Annotated in this window: 23 protein-coding genes and 2 pseudogenes; 15 read left to right on the top strand and 10 right to left on the bottom strand. The window is 37.2% G+C overall.

Features of this window, described 5'->3' with window-relative positions; genetic code table 11:
• Window positions 1–67 precede the first annotated feature (67 nt).
• Both AC01GB_RS00535 and AC01GB_RS00530 read right to left on the bottom strand, forming a co-directional pair.
• The gene (locus tag AC01GB_RS00535; protein WP_474449775.1) at window positions 68–586 is read right to left on the bottom strand and encodes a Rha family transcriptional regulator; all 519 of its coding nucleotides are present in this window, start codon (window positions 584–586) and stop codon (window positions 68–70) included.
• A gap of 281 nt (window positions 587–867) precedes the next feature.
• On the bottom strand, window positions 868–1653 hold the full coding sequence (locus AC01GB_RS00530; RefSeq protein WP_474449774.1) for a KilA-N domain-containing protein: 786 nt from the start codon (window positions 1651–1653) through the stop codon (window positions 868–870).
• 101 nt (window positions 1654–1754) lie between these two features.
• Between AC01GB_RS00530 and AC01GB_RS00525 the strand changes: the two genes are divergently transcribed.
• Window positions 1755–2126 carry a CCDC90 family protein gene (locus AC01GB_RS00525; protein ID WP_474449773.1) on the top strand — a complete coding sequence of 124 codons (372 nt, stop codon included), beginning with the start codon at window positions 1755–1757 and terminating at the stop codon, window positions 2124–2126.
• Between the two features lie 16 nt (window positions 2127–2142).
• On the opposite strand, the gene AC01GB_RS00520 is transcribed toward AC01GB_RS00525, so the two are convergent.
• The 7 genes from AC01GB_RS00520 to AC01GB_RS00490 form a co-directional block, all read right to left on the bottom strand.
• Window positions 2143–2403: a hypothetical protein gene (locus AC01GB_RS00520; protein ID WP_474449772.1), complete on the bottom strand. Its 261-nt coding sequence runs from the start codon at window positions 2401–2403 to the stop codon at window positions 2143–2145.
• Window positions 2404–2799: 396 nt separating this feature from the next.
• The gene (locus AC01GB_RS00515) at window positions 2800–2964 is read right to left on the bottom strand and encodes a hypothetical protein (protein ID WP_474449771.1); all 165 of its coding nucleotides are present in this window, start codon (window positions 2962–2964) and stop codon (window positions 2800–2802) included.
• Window positions 2965–3191: 227 nt separating this feature from the next.
• Entirely contained in the window at window positions 3192–3374 is a 183-nt protein-coding gene (locus tag AC01GB_RS00510; RefSeq protein WP_474449770.1) for a hypothetical protein, read from the bottom strand.
• 539 nt (window positions 3375–3913) lie between these two features.
• Window positions 3914–4267, bottom strand: coding sequence for a hypothetical protein (locus AC01GB_RS00505; RefSeq protein ID WP_474449769.1), 354 nt, complete (start codon window positions 4265–4267; stop codon window positions 3914–3916).
• A complete protein-coding gene (locus AC01GB_RS00500; RefSeq protein ID WP_474449768.1) occupies window positions 4260–4589 on the bottom strand; it encodes a hypothetical protein in 330 nt (109 codons plus the stop codon). The genes AC01GB_RS00505 and AC01GB_RS00500 overlap by 8 nt, the downstream gene beginning before the upstream one ends.
• A gap of 3 nt (window positions 4590–4592) precedes the next feature.
• Entirely contained in the window at window positions 4593–4874 is a 282-nt protein-coding gene (locus AC01GB_RS00495; protein ID WP_474449767.1) for a hypothetical protein, read from the bottom strand.
• Between the two features lie 373 nt (window positions 4875–5247).
• Window positions 5248–5493 (bottom strand): helix-turn-helix domain-containing protein, encoded by a 246-nt coding sequence (locus AC01GB_RS00490; RefSeq protein WP_474449766.1) that lies wholly within the window; start codon window positions 5491–5493, stop codon window positions 5248–5250.
• Window positions 5494–5702: 209 nt separating this feature from the next.
• On the opposite strand from AC01GB_RS00490, the pseudogene AC01GB_RS00485 reads away from it, so the two are divergent.
• The 5 genes and pseudogenes from AC01GB_RS00485 to AC01GB_RS00465 form a co-directional block, all read left to right on the top strand.
• Window positions 5703–5867 (top strand): annotated as a pseudogene (locus tag AC01GB_RS00485) (Cro/CI family transcriptional regulator); the annotation flags it as partial.
• A 138-nt stretch (window positions 5868–6005) separates the two neighbouring features.
• Complete coding sequence (locus AC01GB_RS00480; protein ID WP_474449765.1) at window positions 6006–6317, top strand: CII family transcriptional regulator; 312 nt, start codon at window positions 6006–6008, stop codon at window positions 6315–6317.
• Window positions 6318–6389: 72 nt separating this feature from the next.
• Window positions 6390–6563, top strand: coding sequence for a hypothetical protein (locus AC01GB_RS00475; protein WP_474449764.1), 174 nt, complete (start codon window positions 6390–6392; stop codon window positions 6561–6563).
• Window positions 6538–7389, top strand: a complete 852-nt coding sequence (locus AC01GB_RS00470) for a replication protein (RefSeq protein WP_474449763.1) — start codon at window positions 6538–6540, stop codon at window positions 7387–7389. Before AC01GB_RS00475 ends, AC01GB_RS00470 begins: the two co-directional genes overlap by 26 nt.
• A 1-nt stretch (window position 7390) precedes the next feature.
• Window positions 7391–8763, top strand: a pseudogene (locus AC01GB_RS00465) (replicative DNA helicase).
• 58 nt (window positions 8764–8821) lie between these two features.
• Here the strand turns inward: AC01GB_RS00465 and AC01GB_RS00460 are convergent.
• Entirely contained in the window at window positions 8822–9478 is a 657-nt protein-coding gene (locus AC01GB_RS00460; RefSeq protein WP_474449762.1) for a DUF4145 domain-containing protein, read from the bottom strand.
• A gap of 322 nt (window positions 9479–9800) precedes the next feature.
• Here AC01GB_RS00460 and AC01GB_RS00455 point away from each other — a divergent pair, with 322 nt between their 5' ends.
• The 9 genes from AC01GB_RS00455 (at window position 9801) to AC01GB_RS00415 (ending at window position 15454) form a co-directional block, all read left to right on the top strand.
• Complete coding sequence (locus tag AC01GB_RS00455) at window positions 9801–10925, top strand: AAA family ATPase (protein WP_474449761.1); 1125 nt, start codon at window positions 9801–9803, stop codon at window positions 10923–10925.
• Between the two features lie 120 nt (window positions 10926–11045).
• Window positions 11046–11672: a TOPRIM nucleotidyl transferase/hydrolase domain-containing protein gene (locus tag AC01GB_RS00450; protein ID WP_474449760.1), complete on the top strand. Its 627-nt coding sequence runs from the start codon at window positions 11046–11048 to the stop codon at window positions 11670–11672.
• Between the two features lie 136 nt (window positions 11673–11808).
• Window positions 11809–12060: a DUF1187 family protein gene (locus tag AC01GB_RS00445; protein WP_474449758.1), complete on the top strand. Its 252-nt coding sequence runs from the start codon at window positions 11809–11811 to the stop codon at window positions 12058–12060.
• A gap of 19 nt (window positions 12061–12079) precedes the next feature.
• A complete protein-coding gene (locus AC01GB_RS00440) occupies window positions 12080–12781 on the top strand; it encodes a Rha family transcriptional regulator (protein ID WP_474449756.1) in 702 nt (233 codons plus the stop codon).
• Window positions 12772–13107, top strand: coding sequence for a hypothetical protein (locus AC01GB_RS00435; protein ID WP_474449755.1), 336 nt, complete (start codon window positions 12772–12774; stop codon window positions 13105–13107). The genes AC01GB_RS00440 and AC01GB_RS00435 overlap by 10 nt, the downstream gene beginning before the upstream one ends.
• A complete protein-coding gene (locus AC01GB_RS00430) occupies window positions 13107–13550 on the top strand; it encodes a recombination protein NinB (protein WP_474449754.1) in 444 nt (147 codons plus the stop codon). Before AC01GB_RS00435 ends, AC01GB_RS00430 begins: the two co-directional genes overlap by 1 nt.
• Before the next feature lie 281 nt (window positions 13551–13831).
• Window positions 13832–14347: a Rha family transcriptional regulator gene (locus tag AC01GB_RS00425; protein WP_474449753.1), complete on the top strand. Its 516-nt coding sequence runs from the start codon at window positions 13832–13834 to the stop codon at window positions 14345–14347.
• 73 nt (window positions 14348–14420) lie between these two features.
• Window positions 14421–14894 carry a hypothetical protein gene (locus tag AC01GB_RS00420; protein ID WP_474449752.1) on the top strand — a complete coding sequence of 158 codons (474 nt, stop codon included), beginning with the start codon at window positions 14421–14423 and terminating at the stop codon, window positions 14892–14894.
• Between the two features lie 68 nt (window positions 14895–14962).
• Complete coding sequence (locus tag AC01GB_RS00415) at window positions 14963–15454, top strand: antiterminator Q family protein (RefSeq protein WP_474449751.1); 492 nt, start codon at window positions 14963–14965, stop codon at window positions 15452–15454.
• The last annotated feature ends 208 nt before the right edge of the window (window positions 15455–15662 follow it).

Below are 15662 nucleotides of genomic sequence, written 5' to 3'. Positions count from 1 at the left end.
ATATTGGTATTTATTAATGTGGTGCACGCTTCCGTTTGAAACGGAGACGTGCTTGAGGAAAATTAAGCTATTCTGATAGTTTTTTGATTAATGCATCTTTATGAATAATCATATAACCAGCGCGACGGCCAATTTTGAACAATGACTCTAGTGAAGCGACATATTCATTATCATGAATCACTCTTGCGCTATCTACTTTGCCATTAGGAAGTAAGGTGAGCAGAACTTTATTGGTTGAACCAGTTACAGCGATTGAGTTGTTTAATTCAGCTTCCATGCGATTGAATTCAGCAATATAGGCTTCCTTAAATGCAGCTGCTTTTTTGCCCGTAAATCCCATTACCAAGAATACGAACCCATCTTTGGTCATTTCGCACATAGGTCGAGATTTGTTTTGTTCGTCTATATATTCAGCCGCCTCAAAATTGAGGGCGCTAAATTCTTCTGAACATTCAAGGGTGTCAATAGCGCGTAAAACATTGTCATGTCGCTTGCCAAAGTAATCAGCAACATCTTTGGAAGTGGTTACAACTTTGTTATTGTTGATAATAACTTTAGGGATGATAGTAGAAAGTTGAAGAGTCATACGACCTCCGATGGTAATCCGAATTTACCACCACCAAGAGGTTCCTAATCTCTATTTGGCGGTGAACTGAACAGGGTTAGGAACTACCGTGATTACCATCCGGCCAACCTTTCGGTTGCCCCATCCAGCCCACCATTGAATGTGGCTAGATTACGACATTAAAAAACACGCTCGCGGCGTGCATTTGTCGCGGTAATCACAGCGGGGTTCCTAATCCCGACATCTGATTTATCAGATGCAAATAAACTATAGCGCATGATTTCTTCTTTCGTCAATGGTTATTATGCTGCAATCCCGTTCATCATTACACCTAACAATCTAGGGAACTGGTTATCATAGAAATGAGGCTGAGTCTGCCGGGGATTGTTAGGGTCAGTCAGATTTTTGCCAACCTGTAGCCTTTTCTCTGTCAGTGACCAAAATAGTTTTTCCTTGTCAGGATGTTTACTGCTAGGGCGCGATTTACGCTCAGCAAGTCCTAGCAGTTGTAGCCGCCGATAACCAGATTGTGCCGTATAGGGTTTGCCATGAAGCAATAAAAGCTCCGTGAAAGAATGCGTCACTTCGCTTGAACCTGTTAAACTCCCCTCTGGCGCATCAACAGCGTAAGCGGGTAATATATCCGGCATACCAAGGGACGATTGTAGTTTCTTCATTGCACCAAGTAGACCAGAAGGGGCGATCCGCAGCTCCTGCTTGTAAAAAGCGATCATGGCTAAGCCAGCGTGTACTTTATCGGTTAGCGGTTGTGTAGGTGTAGAAATAACTTCCTCAAAAGTACGAATCACTTTGAGATGGAAAGCTGCACTAATCCACATTGCATAAGCATAAACCAGTTCTTTAGCAACGTAAGTTCCTTGCTCGATACCTCCTCGAATGACCGATACCGGAATTCCTGTATCGCTTACAAATTGCTCAACAAGTTCTTGAGTTTTGCTATTTGCAAGCCAGTGTGACGGGCTGTCCTTTCTATTATCACCCGCTGCTTTATGTAAATCATTCAGACAATAGCGCCCGAAAGCGTCTTGGCGTACAATGGTATTTTCGATAACGACTAATTTAGACATAAAAATATTTCTCCGTAATTAAACGAATTAAGTTATAAATGTGAAAGATTTTGCAGATTGAACCCTAAACCCGTTATACTTACCAAAAAGGAGGATTCCCTATGGGTCAGGTTGCATTTGATACACAAGAATTTGTCGAAACATTAGAGAATGCGGGTTTGCCAAAAGAGCAGGCAAAAGCAATTTCTATTGCTGTACGTAAGTCACATGAGGTTGCTGATGTAGCCACCAAAAGAGATTTAGAAGACGTACGTAAAGATATGGTTGCTCGCTTTGAAAAAAACGAAGCTCAAATCGCTGATGTTCGTAAAGACTTATCTGCTGAGATGAATTTACGTTTCGAGAAAACTGATGGCCAAATAGCGTTGATTCGTAAAGACGTTGAAACTATTGCTACTGGACTACTTTTAAAACTTGGTGGTGTAATCGTTGTGACTATTAGTGCTGCAACAGCAATACTTAAATTCTTCTAATCCCTATGTTGCAGGTTCAAGTCCTGCACAGCCCGCCAATTTCACGGTATATCTTCATTAGTCTTAAATTCTCTTTTTTAAGACGCTTATTTTCTTTTGTTAAGCGCTGTATAATTTCTTTGAAAGTTTTTGTTTCCATGTCGTCGTCATTCCATATATCAATACTGCTTAAGTATATTGAGTCGCTTAAATCACGACTGCCATTAGTCACCCCAACCAGATTTCCCATATTTGGGTGCTTTGCCGTGACAATGCGTGGATTGTCCAATCTCATCATGTGTACTCTCTCGTTAACATTTACTGAAAAGGTAGGATGTGTGCCAAGTGCCTCTCGGTGTCCGCTTACAGTCATGACGGACGGGTAAACGCAATCAAACTCTATTTAGCTATTTGAAAGATAATTTATAGTGTGTTGACTGTCCCACGAGCGCATAGCCGCATTCACACATCCTGAAATTGATTAGTTTCCTGATTGTTATTTAACCACTTAGGGTGGAAGTGGTTTTGTGTATTCCCACAACACATAAAAAGGAATAATGATCACCTTGATAATTCATTGATTATATTATGAATGACTTGTTTATGATTAATGAGAAGAAAAGATTTGATCTTATGAATTGATTAAATTTTTGCCATCATTTCTATTGAATTAATAACATGGTAAGAATGTCAATTATGCTTCTATTCGATGAAATTCAATGTCTTCAGGTTCGTTTAAATCGATATTACCATAAATTCTATATTTGCTTGCTATATCAAGAATTTCATCATCCATTTCACTGGATGTCATTTGTGAAGTAACCACCTCTTCATATTTTTTATAATCTTCTTCTTTCATATCTACGGTATAGTTACAATCTGCTCTAACTTTAGCAATAATTTTAACTTTTACTGTTTTGTTTTTTTAACCATTAGCACTCACTCCAAAATGCGATTTAGGTTTATTGTTAAAACGTTTGCTGCTGTATAGGGCGGATTTAGGCAAACAGCAATTGTCAAACGAGTCATAAACTTTAGTAGGACGAATTGATATTGCTATTTCAACACGACTCATCACTTTTCTTTTTAGTGAAAGAACAGGGCGTTTAGGTGTCTGGAGTTGTTTGTTGATTCGAGTTGCTTAGATGGGTTTAACGCTGCTTTCAATGCCATATTAAGTGCTTTGTTATATTCATAAGCTGCTTGCCTGGCTCTTCTACGCTCATGTCGACGACTACGAGCATTATCATAACCATGAAAGTTACACATATTACCTCCTGACAATGGGTTTTGGTGGTGTGTGCCGGAGGTGTCCGGATTATATTTACAGTCATATTGGTAGTTCCCTGGTGTTGGTTTTAACTTAATGACTGTATTTTGGTTATTTCACACACCCCAAAACCGACTGTTTGGGTGTTTTATGGTTCGCTTTTTCAGCGAAATGGTGTTAAAGAGCGGTACTGCTTAACTGTCGTCACTTGCCTTCATGTTCATATGCCTCAGGCTGGCTACTTGGCAACGTCTGGCTAGGCTTAAGATAACTCGTGGTATTGTCTTGGCGTTTGCCTGTTGCAGTGAGTTGATGGGATATAACTTAAGTTACCTTAAGTAAAAGTTAATATTATGTCAAGATATCTTAAATAATAAGGTACTAGTTTATGATTTTCGTTTATAATATGATGATTTTAAGAAAATATATTTTTGTCAGCGATAAAAAGGATTGTTAAAAAAAGAGGAAGGTTAAAGCTGCGGAACTTCTTAGGGGAAAGGTGAGAGGGCAATAAAAAAAACCTCGGGGTAGCATTCAGTTATTTGCTATCGTTTGGTGTGGTATTTTGTTGAGCTGGTTGTTGCATATAAATTATTTTTGGTTGTTGTTGTGATGATTCAGGTTTTAACATACCAACAAAGGTAGGGATAAGTGCAATTAAGGCAATAATGATACCAAAAATAGTTAACCTGGTGTTCAATCCTGATTGAACACCAGAAATCGCTGTATTTATTCCTGATATAGCGGTATTGATGCCATCAATTTTTCCATTAATAGCAGTATTGATGCTGTCAATTTTTCCATTAATAACATCATTATTAGATTCAATCTTAGTTTCAATAGACTCAAATTTAACTGATATAGCGGAAAGAGTAGCATTAAGATTAGCCATCTGAGAGTTTTGCTGCTTCTCGCCATTTAGCCATTTCTTCTTTCATACCAGAAGATATAGCCTGAACTTCAGCCTTATTTTGAGCTAATTTTGCATCTAACTCATCTCTGGTCATAGTAAAATTCTCTTCTGGGCTTTTGTTGTTTGCTTTATTTTCAATCTTACTTGAAAATTTTTTATTGTGTTGTTTTATTATATCAGACGATGGTTTAGATGAATAAAATGATTGTTGCTGAGAACTTGGAATGATGCCATACTTGCTAGATGAACTTCTATTTTTTGCTATGTCATCAGAGTAAGAATGATGTTGATTGGATAACATTTATTAGTTCTCCCTTGAATTCTCATGCTGCTCTAAAATATATTTAGCGAGTTGTAGAAGCAATGTCTCAGGCATCCTGATATTTGCAATAGTTTCTCGTGTTAGTTGGGTTTTTTCATTATCAACCCATTCAGTTACATGCTTAAAAAATGATATTGAACCTATTCTATTTTCTGTATCTCCAAAAGACGAATAGCCAAAGTGATCAGCGTATTGGCTGATGCAATCAGCACTTTCTTTGAATATAATTTTGTTGTCTTCGTTTTTTTTCTTATTGTTGCTCATCTTTATCTCCTAAATGAACATGGTAAACCTTAAATTATACCGTCATATAACATTATTTACTTTATAAATATCAATCAATTATCATTATCACGATGCGCTTTTTGACTTCTTCTCTTTTTCTTTCATTTCTTTATAGATTCGTTCAAGATTAGCCCTAGTCACATTTATTTGTTTCAGATAATTTTCTATAGTAACGTCTTCTAATTAAATGTTTTGGAAAAATATCATTAAGATGCATTCTTTTTATTTTTTATTAATCTAAAAGCTCTATCAAAAATTGTATCATAATGCGTTTTCTTAGCCCTCAGTTCTAATAATATTCGTATCTACTTCATTTTTTGGAAGATTTTTGATTAATTCCAAAAGTTCTTCATTAGAATTGAATCAAGTTGATAAGATTTATTATCTTAGTTATTACAACCCTGATCTTTATTAATTCTGATATTTCCTTTATTTCTTCTGCTATTGATGGGCTAATATCCTTAGGGTCAACTCTTAAAAGTTTAGAAAGAACACACACAACCTTAACATTAAGAGAATTTCTTCCATTCACGTAATGCCTAACAGCCCCTTGACTAATATCAAGTTCATCAGCTAAGAATTGTTGAGTTAACTTCAATTCTTTCTTCTTGAATCAAACAAAGCTTTTAGTCGTTTGCAATCTTCAAGTTGTTCAGGCGTTAATTTTTTTTCATATTTCATAGTTCATATTTTAATAACGTTAGTATTAAAAATACCAGTACTTAAGGTATTGATATTTTTTAGTATCTAAAGTATTATTCTGGAGTTATGGAGGAAACTTAATGCTAAAAATGACCTTTATCGGACTATCTAAAAGAAAATAGTCAAGAAAAAGCAGCAAATTTAATTGGTGTACATCAAACTGCAATCAGCAAAGCAATTAGAACGGGTAGAAAAATTTTTTTGATACCTAATAAAGATGGAAGATTTACAGCAGAAGAACATAAACCATTTCCAAGTAATAAAAATTAGCCACACCGCTCTTTAACAACCTGGCCTCCCTGAAATTGGGAGATTTTTAAATTCCCAGTCCATCGGGAGGGGATAACTATTATCTGAAACTTATGGAATTAATTATAGACATGGAAACCACAATTACGCGCAAATCAAATGCAAAACAACATTGAAGCCAGAATACGTAATGGTATTCAGGTTCATTCAGCAATAAGAATTGCTCAGGCTATTGGCATAAATCCATCTCAAATTACGAGATGGCAGTCAGAGGATGGGATAATTCCGAAGATGGCAAAACTGCTTGATTGCATTGGCTACGATTCACCGAAGCAAGATTTAGTCATAACGAATATATCAGGTGAAGAAATACGCAAGCTGATAGACATGCTGGAGCATTTGAGATGGCCAAAAAAAGAAGCTCCAGAGTTAAAAAACAATGGAGCTTGCAAATATCATATCGAACTTTGAGTTTGGTTAGTATTTCAAGGAGAAGGGAAACGGCGAATTTCCCTTTTTTCTTTCAATTTCAACGAGGTCATTATGCCAAAAAAACGCCGGTTTATCAATAAAAACCATGAAGAAAGGTTGTACCCAGATAGTCCTGATGGGTTATTGGTTGCTGCATCAAAAAATAAATATTTTGCCCGTCGGTTAGTATCAGAATTCAGGAAGTTACAAGGAGATAAAAATGGCAGCAACAGTCACCAGTCTTGATGATTACAGAGTTAAAAACGAAGTCAGGGAGAATGCCGTGGCTGAGATTGAAGATGGATATACACGAATAGCGAATGAACTGTATGAGGCACTCATTGGTGCCGATTTAACCAGAAATCAGGCAAAAGTAGCGCATGCTGTTTGTCGAAAAACATATGGTTTTCAGAAAAAAATGGATCGCATTTCTGATAGTCAATTATCTGAGATCACAAAATTACCAAGACAAAAAGTAAACAAAGCAAAGAATGAGTTAATTTCGATGAATATCTTAATTAAATCAGGTAATAAGATTGGGTTAAATAAAATAATTTCTGAGTGGAAAATTCAAGAATGTCACCAAAATAGTGACAAATTAAGAAATGTCACCAAAACAGTGACAAAAATTGTCACCAAAAGCGTGACAGCGTTGTCACCAAAACAGGGACACACAAAAGAAACTATTACAAAAAAAAATAAATATAATAATACACCCCTTACCCCTCACGAGGTGAAAGGGGAAGAATTGGCTAAACCTGAAAAGCGAAAACCCCACACCATGAAGTACAACGATTATCTGGTTGCCTACAACGAGGAAGTGGGTGACAGATTACCTCATGCTGTTGAAGCCAATGCCAAGCGTAAAACCCGTCTTAAGAAAATTGTTGCTCTGCTGGCTAATCCAAACCTGGAAGGCTGGCGAGCCTACGTGAGAGCGTTTGTTGGCATGGCAAAACCGTTTTACTTTGGTGAAAACAATACAGGCTGGACAGCGGATATTGATTATCTGCTGAGAGAAACCACGCTGACTGGCGTTCGTGAAGGAAAATTTGCCGATAGGGGGTATTAAAATGGTCAACTACCAACTCGAGGCAAGCGTAATAGGCGGCTTGCTGATTTCAGGTTTGACGCCAGATGCCAATGATGTGTTGTCTACGCTTGAGTCAAATGCTTTTTCCTCTCATTTCTGTCGTGAAATCTACAAAGTAATTCAGTGCCAGGCTAAAACCAGAAGCATGATTGATATGGTGATGGTGGCTGAACAGATGGGAGAGGGTAATTTCATTCAGGTGATGTCGATGGCTAAAGAGTGCCCAAGTGCAGCCAATCTGAAAGGTTATGCGAAAATGGTTGCTGAGAATTATCAACGACGGGAATTTTTGACGATGATAAATTCGGTCAAGGATGTTGTTGCCAATGGCACTATCCAGTCAGCCACTCAGGCTATCGATGATTTTTTGTCGAAAGCAACAAAATTTCGAACTTCGAATGAAGAAATCAAGCCTGTAAACCTGAAAGAACTCATTAGCGATTACACAGACTTACTGGAAAATCGTCTACAAAACGGGGAGCAGTCAAATACCTTAAAAACAGGGATAGGTGAACTGGATGAGATAACAGGGGGGATTAATCCGGTGGATTTAGTGATTGTCGCTGCCAGACCCGGTATGGGGAAAACCGAATTTGCATTGAAGATTGCCAGAAGTGTTGCGAGTCAAGAAATAAGGGACATGAATCAGCGACGAGGTGTGCTAATTTTTTCAATGGAAATGGACTCAAGCCAAATCATTGAAAGACAGATTGCACAAGCCTCAAATCTTCCCGTTTCAATGCTAAGAAATCCCTCAAGATTAGAGCAGGAGCACTGGAGCAGGATAACTGGCGCGATTGGTTTGTTGCATGATTTAGATGTATGGATAGTGGATGCAAGTAAACTTACCGTTGAGCAAGTAGCCTCTGTTGCCACCAGACAGAAAAAAGAGTATCCCCGCTATCGTTAATCATGGTTGATTATCTCGGATTAATTGACAAACCCAGAGCTGAACGAAATGATCTTGCGATAGCGCATATCTCGGCAAACCTGAAACGGCTCGCAAAAACATTAAAAACACCCGTAATCTCATTGAGCCAGTTATCAAGAGACGTTGAAAGGCGGACAAACAAGCGTCCTGTCAATGCTGATTTACGGGATTCTGGCAGTGTTGAGCAAGATGCAGACAGTATTATCATGCTGTATCGTGATGGGGTTTATAACGAAAATTCACCCACTGCGAAGTATGCTGAAATTATCGTAACCAAAAATCGGTTTGGCAAAACGGGTACGGTTTATCAGGAGTTTAGGGACGGTCATTTTATCGACACCAATCAACATGAAGCAGAAAAAATCTCACAATCATCTCATCAACAAAGTTTAAGACGCCACGCTCAAGGCGTAACGATTTAATCAGGAAACCCAATAAAATACCTCATCGAAGCCACCCTTGTTAAGGATGGTATGTGACCTAACATGTAGTAGTATGTTTTCTTGATTCAACCATAGCAGGCAGTGTGAATGCATATAACAGGAATAACTCTGTAAAATTGAGTATTTCTTCCGCTTCTTCTTGAGTAAACTCTTCATCTGAATGAACAGCACCATTTGAATCAATCCGAATAATATGTGCCCAGTTTTTCATTTGTTCGGTGATTCTATCTTTAGCTTGCAGCATGGAAATACGTTGAGATAGTTTTTCATTTTTCACTTCGTCCCCTAAAAGTTCTTTGGTTGCAATATCGATAACCTTTCGACAATTCATCACGGAGGTTTCATAGCGATGACGCTGTAAATCGTCTTTCGATTCGATGAAAAATTTAGCTACTCTAGTAGGTGAATTTTCAGGGCATGTATTAGCTTTCACTTCAGGATAAATCTTATCCAATCTAAAAATTGAATGATTAGGAGGTAAGACAATATTTATATCTTCACGCCTGCAATATGAATAAGGTCCTTGGCTCGTAGAGGATTTCACAACAGCAATACCTGTTTGTTCACAGCTTCTACAATAAAATGGAATATCATAAAAATCTGTATCATTTCTACGGTGTTCACTAAACCCAACTAACACTGCATTGTCTTTAAGGCAATGTGGGCAGGTGATATCAAAAGAGAGCATTCCCATGAGTAATTTAACTCCATATTTAAAAGATATATCGTCAATATTAAAAAATTCAGAAAGACCGGAATTCGCATTGTTACAACGTTATGAAACGACATCCGATAACCAAAAGATTAAATTTATCCTATCGATGATAGGCAAGCTCATTGAACAGGACAGAATGTTAAGAGTCAAGAACAAGGGAATTGAAGAAAACAATCATGAAATATTTAATCAAAGCAACCATTGCTAAAGATGGCGTTTAACTTAAGCTTTTTGATAAAATGGCTACGGGTTATAGAAAATAAAATCTAACAGCAACACGCAATTACGAACTGAGGGTTCTATGAAATTTTTACAATTTGAAATTAAAAACTTTAAAGGAATTGAACATTGTATTGTTAAATTATCTCCTCAAGGAGCAAATATTTTTACTTTAATCGGCCTTAATGAGAGCGGTAAAATAAGTATACTGGAAGCGATAAGTTTGTTTAATGCAAATAGAAAAGAAGATGATGATATTTCAAAAAATTTACTTACTACATTAACTTCACAGAACCCGTTAGACTATATACCTAAACATTTACAATCCAACTTTACTAACAAAATATCGATTGAAGCAACATTAGAGCTTGATAACAACCTCAAAATAAACTTGATAAACACAATGAGAAAATACGGTTATTTGTGTGATAACGTCAATGAGATAGATAATACGATGACAATTAGTAGAAAATTTTCATTTAAAGATTCTATTTTGCAAGAAGAGGAATTAGATACCAGATATATTGGACTTTCCTACAACGCTAAGAAAATTAAGTCGAAAAAAACAAAAAAGTATTCTTTATTTTGTGATGATTCTATTAAAGAATTAGATAATGAGATATATAAAATACTAAAAAATAATATTCCTCGAATCCTCTATTTCCCTACTTTTATTTTTAATCATCCCAAGAAAATTTATATTGATAATTCTGAGAATGATATTGACAAAATGTATAGTGAAATATTTTCGAATGTGGCGGCTTCGTTGAAAAATCCACTCTGTTTAAAGAAGCATATAATAGATAGGATGGAGTATCCAGACAAAATTAATTTGTTAAATCAATCACTAGATGAAATGGCCGCAGAAATAACAGGACGCGTACTCGGGGAATGGAAAAATGTGTTTAAGAGAACATTAGATAATTCAGAAATTATCATCACTTCAGGTCAGGACGATAAAGGTAAATACCTGGAACTTAAACTTAAACAAAAAACATCCAGATTTAATATTACTGAAAGATTTATTGGGTTTAGATGGTTTTTTACGTTTTTATTGCTCACTTTTTATAAAAGCAAAATTAATAACGATAAACAAACACCTATTATTTTCTTATTAGACGAACCTGCGTCAAACTTACATGCCAGTGCTCAAAAACAACTGCTTGACAGTTTTCCCAAAATTGTCGATAGAGTACCAGGTAATTAGATTATTTATTCGACTCACAGCCATTATTTGATTAATCCCATGTGGTTAAACCAGGCTTTTATCGCGTGCAATAGATACAGTGACAGCGAATATTTAGACAGGAAGGAAAAAGTAAATTATGTGCAAATAGTATTGGAACCCTATAGAACATTTGTTGGGAAAAATCCGACACAAACAAATTATTATCAGCCTGTTTTGGATCAATTGAATGTCACGCCAAGTCATTTTGATTTACTTAAATCTTCAGTGCTTGTTGAAGGAAAGAGTGACTATTTTATTATAGAGTATGCAAGAAGAGTTTTATTGGAAGATAAAAGCGATATCGCCATACTCCCAATGAATGGAGCGACTTCATATAATAGCGTTTTACCAATTTTAATTGGTTGGGGTGTGCCATTTATCATTTTGTTAGATGACGATCCTGCGGGACAGAAAGCCAAAAAAAATTATCTAAAGTCATTTCCTGTTGATGATAATCAGGTATTCACGCTTTCAGATTTGGGTAGCGGTATGCAAAATGAAAGTATTGAAGGATTATTAACTGATGAAGATATATCCTTAATAAAGTCTTATTACAACCTCAAAAATGTTACAAAAGGGGCAATGAAATCAAAGATCCAGTTGTTTTTTTCTGAGCATTTAGCAAGAAAAGAAAAAGTAGATCTGTCTAATGCGTTTAATAGTAAAATAAGAAAAATTAATTCAAAAATTCATGAATATTTTATCAATCTGACGACCAGAAAATAAAGCGAGGCACTATGCCTCACTTTTTATAGGCTTTAATTATTTAATTTTGAAAAGCATTAATTATTAAAATATTTTTAATAAAAACCTTCATAAAAATATCAACTCAAATACAAACATACCAATTAAGCAAACAATCATGAAATACCAAATTGAAGCAACCATTGTTAAAAATGGTGGCGAACCTGTTCATTGGTATCGCTTTAGCGACAAAGCACTATCAGAACAGGATTGCCTGAAAATGTTATCCCAGCCGTCCATGTTCAAAATGCAATTTAGCGAGACAGGTTACTACTGGACTGTTGTCAGTGACAAGGCTGGACAGCGTGGCAAATTGCCAAAAGTGTCAATAGAAAATTTCACCTGTACTCCGCTAAATCCCACCAAATAAAAATCAAATAGGCAAAAATATGAAAATTCAAAGCATGGCAAATGGCCGTGAGGGACATTTTTGTGCCCAAAGTGAGGACTCCGGTATTTTAGTTCAACATAGAACGGAGCCAAGAATAGATAGCCGTCTGTTTGCCAAAAGGCTAAGTATTAAACATAAACATCTTTATGAATTAATTAGAAATAATTCAAAAAACTTACGTGAGTTTGGCATCCTTCCGTTTCAAACGGAGCGATTGAATACTGCTCAACTGGGTGTGCGTGAACATAAGTATGTTCTACTCAATGAAAACCAGTTTGATTTTATGTGTCGCATTGTTCGTGGACGTAATCACGAGAAAATAACGCAATTTAAACTGGATGTCACAAAAGCATTTGCTAAAAAACGAGCCGCTGAACCTATTAGAAGGGAGTATTTACCTCATTACCATGAGTCCCGTGATGCTTTACGTGATTTAGGTGCGGAGAAACATCACTACATCAATCTGGCAAACATTGAGAACCGTTTAGCGGGTTTATGTTCAGGTGAGCGAAGTAAAGCCAATGACCAACAGCTTGGTATTTTGCTTTGTATGCAGAAGATAGAGCAAGCAACGTTTCAGTCAGCCATTGAATCAGGCATGTCACCTACTCAAGCAGTGCGAGAAGTCAGTAAGCGCATCGATATGTTTGCAACCTTAATGACTCCATCCCAACAGATTAGGGGCGACAAATGCAATTAATAAACCCAAAAGCACTTAAAGAGTTGCGCACAAAAGAAAGCATTAAAAACAATAAGTTAACTCCATTTGTGCAGTACAAAAAACAAACTGTTATAGCTAGACAATCGTTATGCCCACTTAATGCTTTGATATATAGAGATAATTATCCATTTGTGCAGTATGCAAAACAACCAATGAAAGCGTTTAAGCACATCCTCGTCGACGGAGAATATCGTTATGTTTATGAAGACCATATTCATTTTTTGACGAAAAAGCGTCAACGGATAGCCGGTAAACAGTTAACCGGTTATACCGCTAAAGGGGTGGAGATGAGGGAGGTTAGCTGATGGAAGACAAACTACTCTTCCACGAATCAACGAAACAATCCGTCTGGCAAACACTAAAAGCCATCCTCGCAACAAACCAACCGCATCAACTCATCATTAAGCCTTACCGAAAAACTCGCTCACTCTCTCAAAATTCACTTTTTCATTTGTGGACATCTGAGATAAGTAAATATCTGTGTGCAAATAACGCTAATTTTACACCAGAGCAGGTTAAAGAGATGCTCAAGCACACTTTTCTTGGTTATGAAGTAGTAGAGCGTATTGATGTAACAACACAGGAACCAGAGCGCGTCAGAACGCTCAGGAGGACATCAAAGCTTGATACGGGGGAAATGCATGTCTTTATGCAAAAAGTGGAATGCTGGGCGATTGGCATCGGTTGTTTCGTGACGGTACCGGCAAGTTCGGAATATATGAAATTGAAAGAGGAGCAGGAACAGTGAGTATTCAATTTGACGTTATTAATAGTTCGGGTTATATTTTCAGTGCATCTGCAAAATCAGGTGTCGGGATTGGAAACCCGCCAGTGTGTACCGGCCAATAACACGCCGAATGCGTGTTTTTTATTGGTCACAACCTAGTCACATATCAATGGTGGCTCAGGTAGGGGAACCGCAAGGTTCGCCGGAGGTACACCGGCATTTCCAACCCTGTCTGGGCTACCACCAACGAGATTGGAAACTCCAGTGGTAGCATTTATCCAAATGTACCATTGGAGGTCAATATGATCACTCACGTATCCCTTGTTACTCCCAAAGTTAGTATTCACAAAGGTAAAGCTATTACTACCTCACAAGATGTTGCTGATTACTTTGGTAAAGAGCATCAAAAAGTTGTTTTAAAAATATCTAACCTTGATTGTTCTGAACAATTTTTAACCCGCAACTTTTGGCGGGTTCAATTCGAACACAAAGGTAATACTTATGATGCTTACGAAATGACAAAAAATGGATTTATCTTCTTGGTGATGGGATTTACCGGCAAGAAAGCTGCTCAATTCAAAGAAGCCTATATTGCGGAGTTTGACAAAATGGAATCAGAACTCAATAGTGTCATCACTGTAACTGGAGCAACTAATAAAGTTCTGCTCACTTTACTTCCCAATGGGAAAGTAGATAGCGCACGTGTCATTCGTGACAACGAATATGTTGCTTCACTAGAGTCATTGTTCAAAATTGGCCGTCGTGCGGGCTATATGATTATTCACAAAAATGAATTAATCAAAAAACTCTCAGAATAATCAATCACACTAAATTTAATCATTGTTTATAGCCCCTCAAGTGAGGGGTTTTTTATTGGGAGAAATAATGTTAATGGCACTAAAAAGGGATAAATACGATGCCGTGTTCTCTGAATTAGTCCGCGAAAGAACAAACTGGATATGCGATTATTGCGGACGATATTTTCAGAACGAACGTGCTAAACTACACTGCTCACATTTCAAATCAAGACGACACAAATCCACCCGTTATCACCCCTGTAATAGTTTCTCCCACTGCATAGGCTGTCATCGTAAGTTAAGTGAAGACCCCTATGAATTTACCGCTCATGCAGAGATAACCTACGGTGAGATGACCATTGCCCAAATAGCCATGCTGGCAAATACTCCCGTAAAGCTCAAGGTGGGTGAAATGGATGAAATCTACCGGCAAATGAAAAATGAGCTAAAACGAATGAAAACGATGCGACTTCAAGGTTTTTCAGGACGCATTGAATTTTTCTTACCGGATTGGTATCAGGCAAGCATTACCTTTCGAATGGGCGAAGAGATAGTGCCCACACACTAAACCACCATTAAACATTCAACGCAGGGCATCAAAAACATGTCCCTATTCCTATTTTTGCCGGAGGACAGATGAAGGCGGTTAAGTCATTGGAATTAACTAAAGCACAGTATGACTGGGTAAATGGTTGGCTTGAGTTATGGGGGGCGTGGGTATGCTCAGGAGAACTCGACAAATGGCAATTCAATATCATCTGGCGATTTATGCAAAAGGTGAAAGGGGAAGTGATACCTTCGAGGCCAATGTGTAACGATGATGAAGGATTGCTCATTTCTCAAGTGGTTGATGCTGTTATGCGTATTGATGAGAAAGCCTACCAGATTCTATTAAGTTATTATGTTTACGGAAAGTCAAAATTAAGCATAGCCACCTATTATCACAAAATAGCAAAACCGAGAAGGATGATGACCAGGGCGGGGAGAAGGTGGAAAAGACCATCGCGCATAACATGCAGAAGGGAGATTGATGATATTCTCAATGCCGGCGTGTATTTAATACACAATCGGCTATTAACGGTCATGAAAAATCAAAAAACTGTTGCTAAAATGATTAATTTAACCTAATTATGGCTTGACTTTAATGAGCAACAATTTTAAGGTAAACTGATACACTTATGCAAAAATCATAGAGCCTCGCTTTGGCGGGGTTTTCTTTTTGGTTGTGTTGTTACCCAAATAGTTATATCTTGTTTGTGCACTACTTTTTATAAGCTCGTAGGGTACATAAGGTAAATAAGGCAGTAGTGCATAGCCCCATGTGAAAGCGTGGGGT

The sequence above is a fragment of the Candidatus Arsenophonus phytopathogenicus genome (assembly GCF_056113345.1).
Note: the sequence above shows the minus strand (reverse complement) of the source record. Positions and strands in the feature narration are given on the sequence as shown.

What these genes read in the sequence shown, in the direction of transcription:
- AC01GB_RS00535 (WP_474449775.1), bottom strand. Translation starts at nt 586, where the DNA reads ATGACTCTTCAACTTTCTACTATCATCCCTAAAGTTATTATCAACAAT.
- AC01GB_RS00530 (WP_474449774.1), bottom strand. Translation starts at nt 1,653, where the DNA reads ATGTCTAAATTAGTCGTTATCGAAAATACCATTGTACGCCAAGACGCT.
- AC01GB_RS00525 (WP_474449773.1), top strand. Translation starts at nt 1,755, where the DNA reads ATGGGTCAGGTTGCATTTGATACACAAGAATTTGTCGAAACATTAGAG.
- AC01GB_RS00520 (WP_474449772.1), bottom strand. Translation starts at nt 2,403, where the DNA reads ATGATGAGATTGGACAATCCACGCATTGTCACGGCAAAGCACCCAAAT.
- AC01GB_RS00515 (WP_474449771.1), bottom strand. Translation starts at nt 2,964, where the DNA reads ATGAAAGAAGAAGATTATAAAAAATATGAAGAGGTGGTTACTTCACAA.
- AC01GB_RS00510 (WP_474449770.1), bottom strand. Translation starts at nt 3,374, where the DNA reads ATGTGTAACTTTCATGGTTATGATAATGCTCGTAGTCGTCGACATGAG.
- AC01GB_RS00505 (WP_474449769.1), bottom strand. Translation starts at nt 4,267, where the DNA reads ATGGCTAATCTTAATGCTACTCTTTCCGCTATATCAGTTAAATTTGAG.
- AC01GB_RS00500 (WP_474449768.1), bottom strand. Translation starts at nt 4,589, where the DNA reads ATGTTATCCAATCAACATCATTCTTACTCTGATGACATAGCAAAAAAT.
- AC01GB_RS00495 (WP_474449767.1), bottom strand. Translation starts at nt 4,874, where the DNA reads ATGAGCAACAATAAGAAAAAAAACGAAGACAACAAAATTATATTCAAA.
- AC01GB_RS00480 (WP_474449765.1), top strand. Translation starts at nt 6,006, where the DNA reads ATGCAAAACAACATTGAAGCCAGAATACGTAATGGTATTCAGGTTCAT.
- AC01GB_RS00475 (WP_474449764.1), top strand. Translation starts at nt 6,390, where the DNA reads ATGCCAAAAAAACGCCGGTTTATCAATAAAAACCATGAAGAAAGGTTG.
- AC01GB_RS00470 (WP_474449763.1), top strand. Translation starts at nt 6,538, where the DNA reads ATGGCAGCAACAGTCACCAGTCTTGATGATTACAGAGTTAAAAACGAA.
- AC01GB_RS00460 (WP_474449762.1), bottom strand. Translation starts at nt 9,478, where the DNA reads ATGGGAATGCTCTCTTTTGATATCACCTGCCCACATTGCCTTAAAGAC.
- AC01GB_RS00455 (WP_474449761.1), top strand. Translation starts at nt 9,801, where the DNA reads ATGAAATTTTTACAATTTGAAATTAAAAACTTTAAAGGAATTGAACAT.
- AC01GB_RS00445 (WP_474449758.1), top strand. Translation starts at nt 11,809, where the DNA reads ATGAAATACCAAATTGAAGCAACCATTGTTAAAAATGGTGGCGAACCT.
- AC01GB_RS00440 (WP_474449756.1), top strand. Translation starts at nt 12,080, where the DNA reads ATGAAAATTCAAAGCATGGCAAATGGCCGTGAGGGACATTTTTGTGCC.
- AC01GB_RS00435 (WP_474449755.1), top strand. Translation starts at nt 12,772, where the DNA reads ATGCAATTAATAAACCCAAAAGCACTTAAAGAGTTGCGCACAAAAGAA.
- AC01GB_RS00430 (WP_474449754.1), top strand. Translation starts at nt 13,107, where the DNA reads ATGGAAGACAAACTACTCTTCCACGAATCAACGAAACAATCCGTCTGG.
- AC01GB_RS00425 (WP_474449753.1), top strand. Translation starts at nt 13,832, where the DNA reads ATGATCACTCACGTATCCCTTGTTACTCCCAAAGTTAGTATTCACAAA.
- AC01GB_RS00420 (WP_474449752.1), top strand. Translation starts at nt 14,421, where the DNA reads ATGGCACTAAAAAGGGATAAATACGATGCCGTGTTCTCTGAATTAGTC.
- AC01GB_RS00415 (WP_474449751.1), top strand. Translation starts at nt 14,963, where the DNA reads ATGAAGGCGGTTAAGTCATTGGAATTAACTAAAGCACAGTATGACTGG.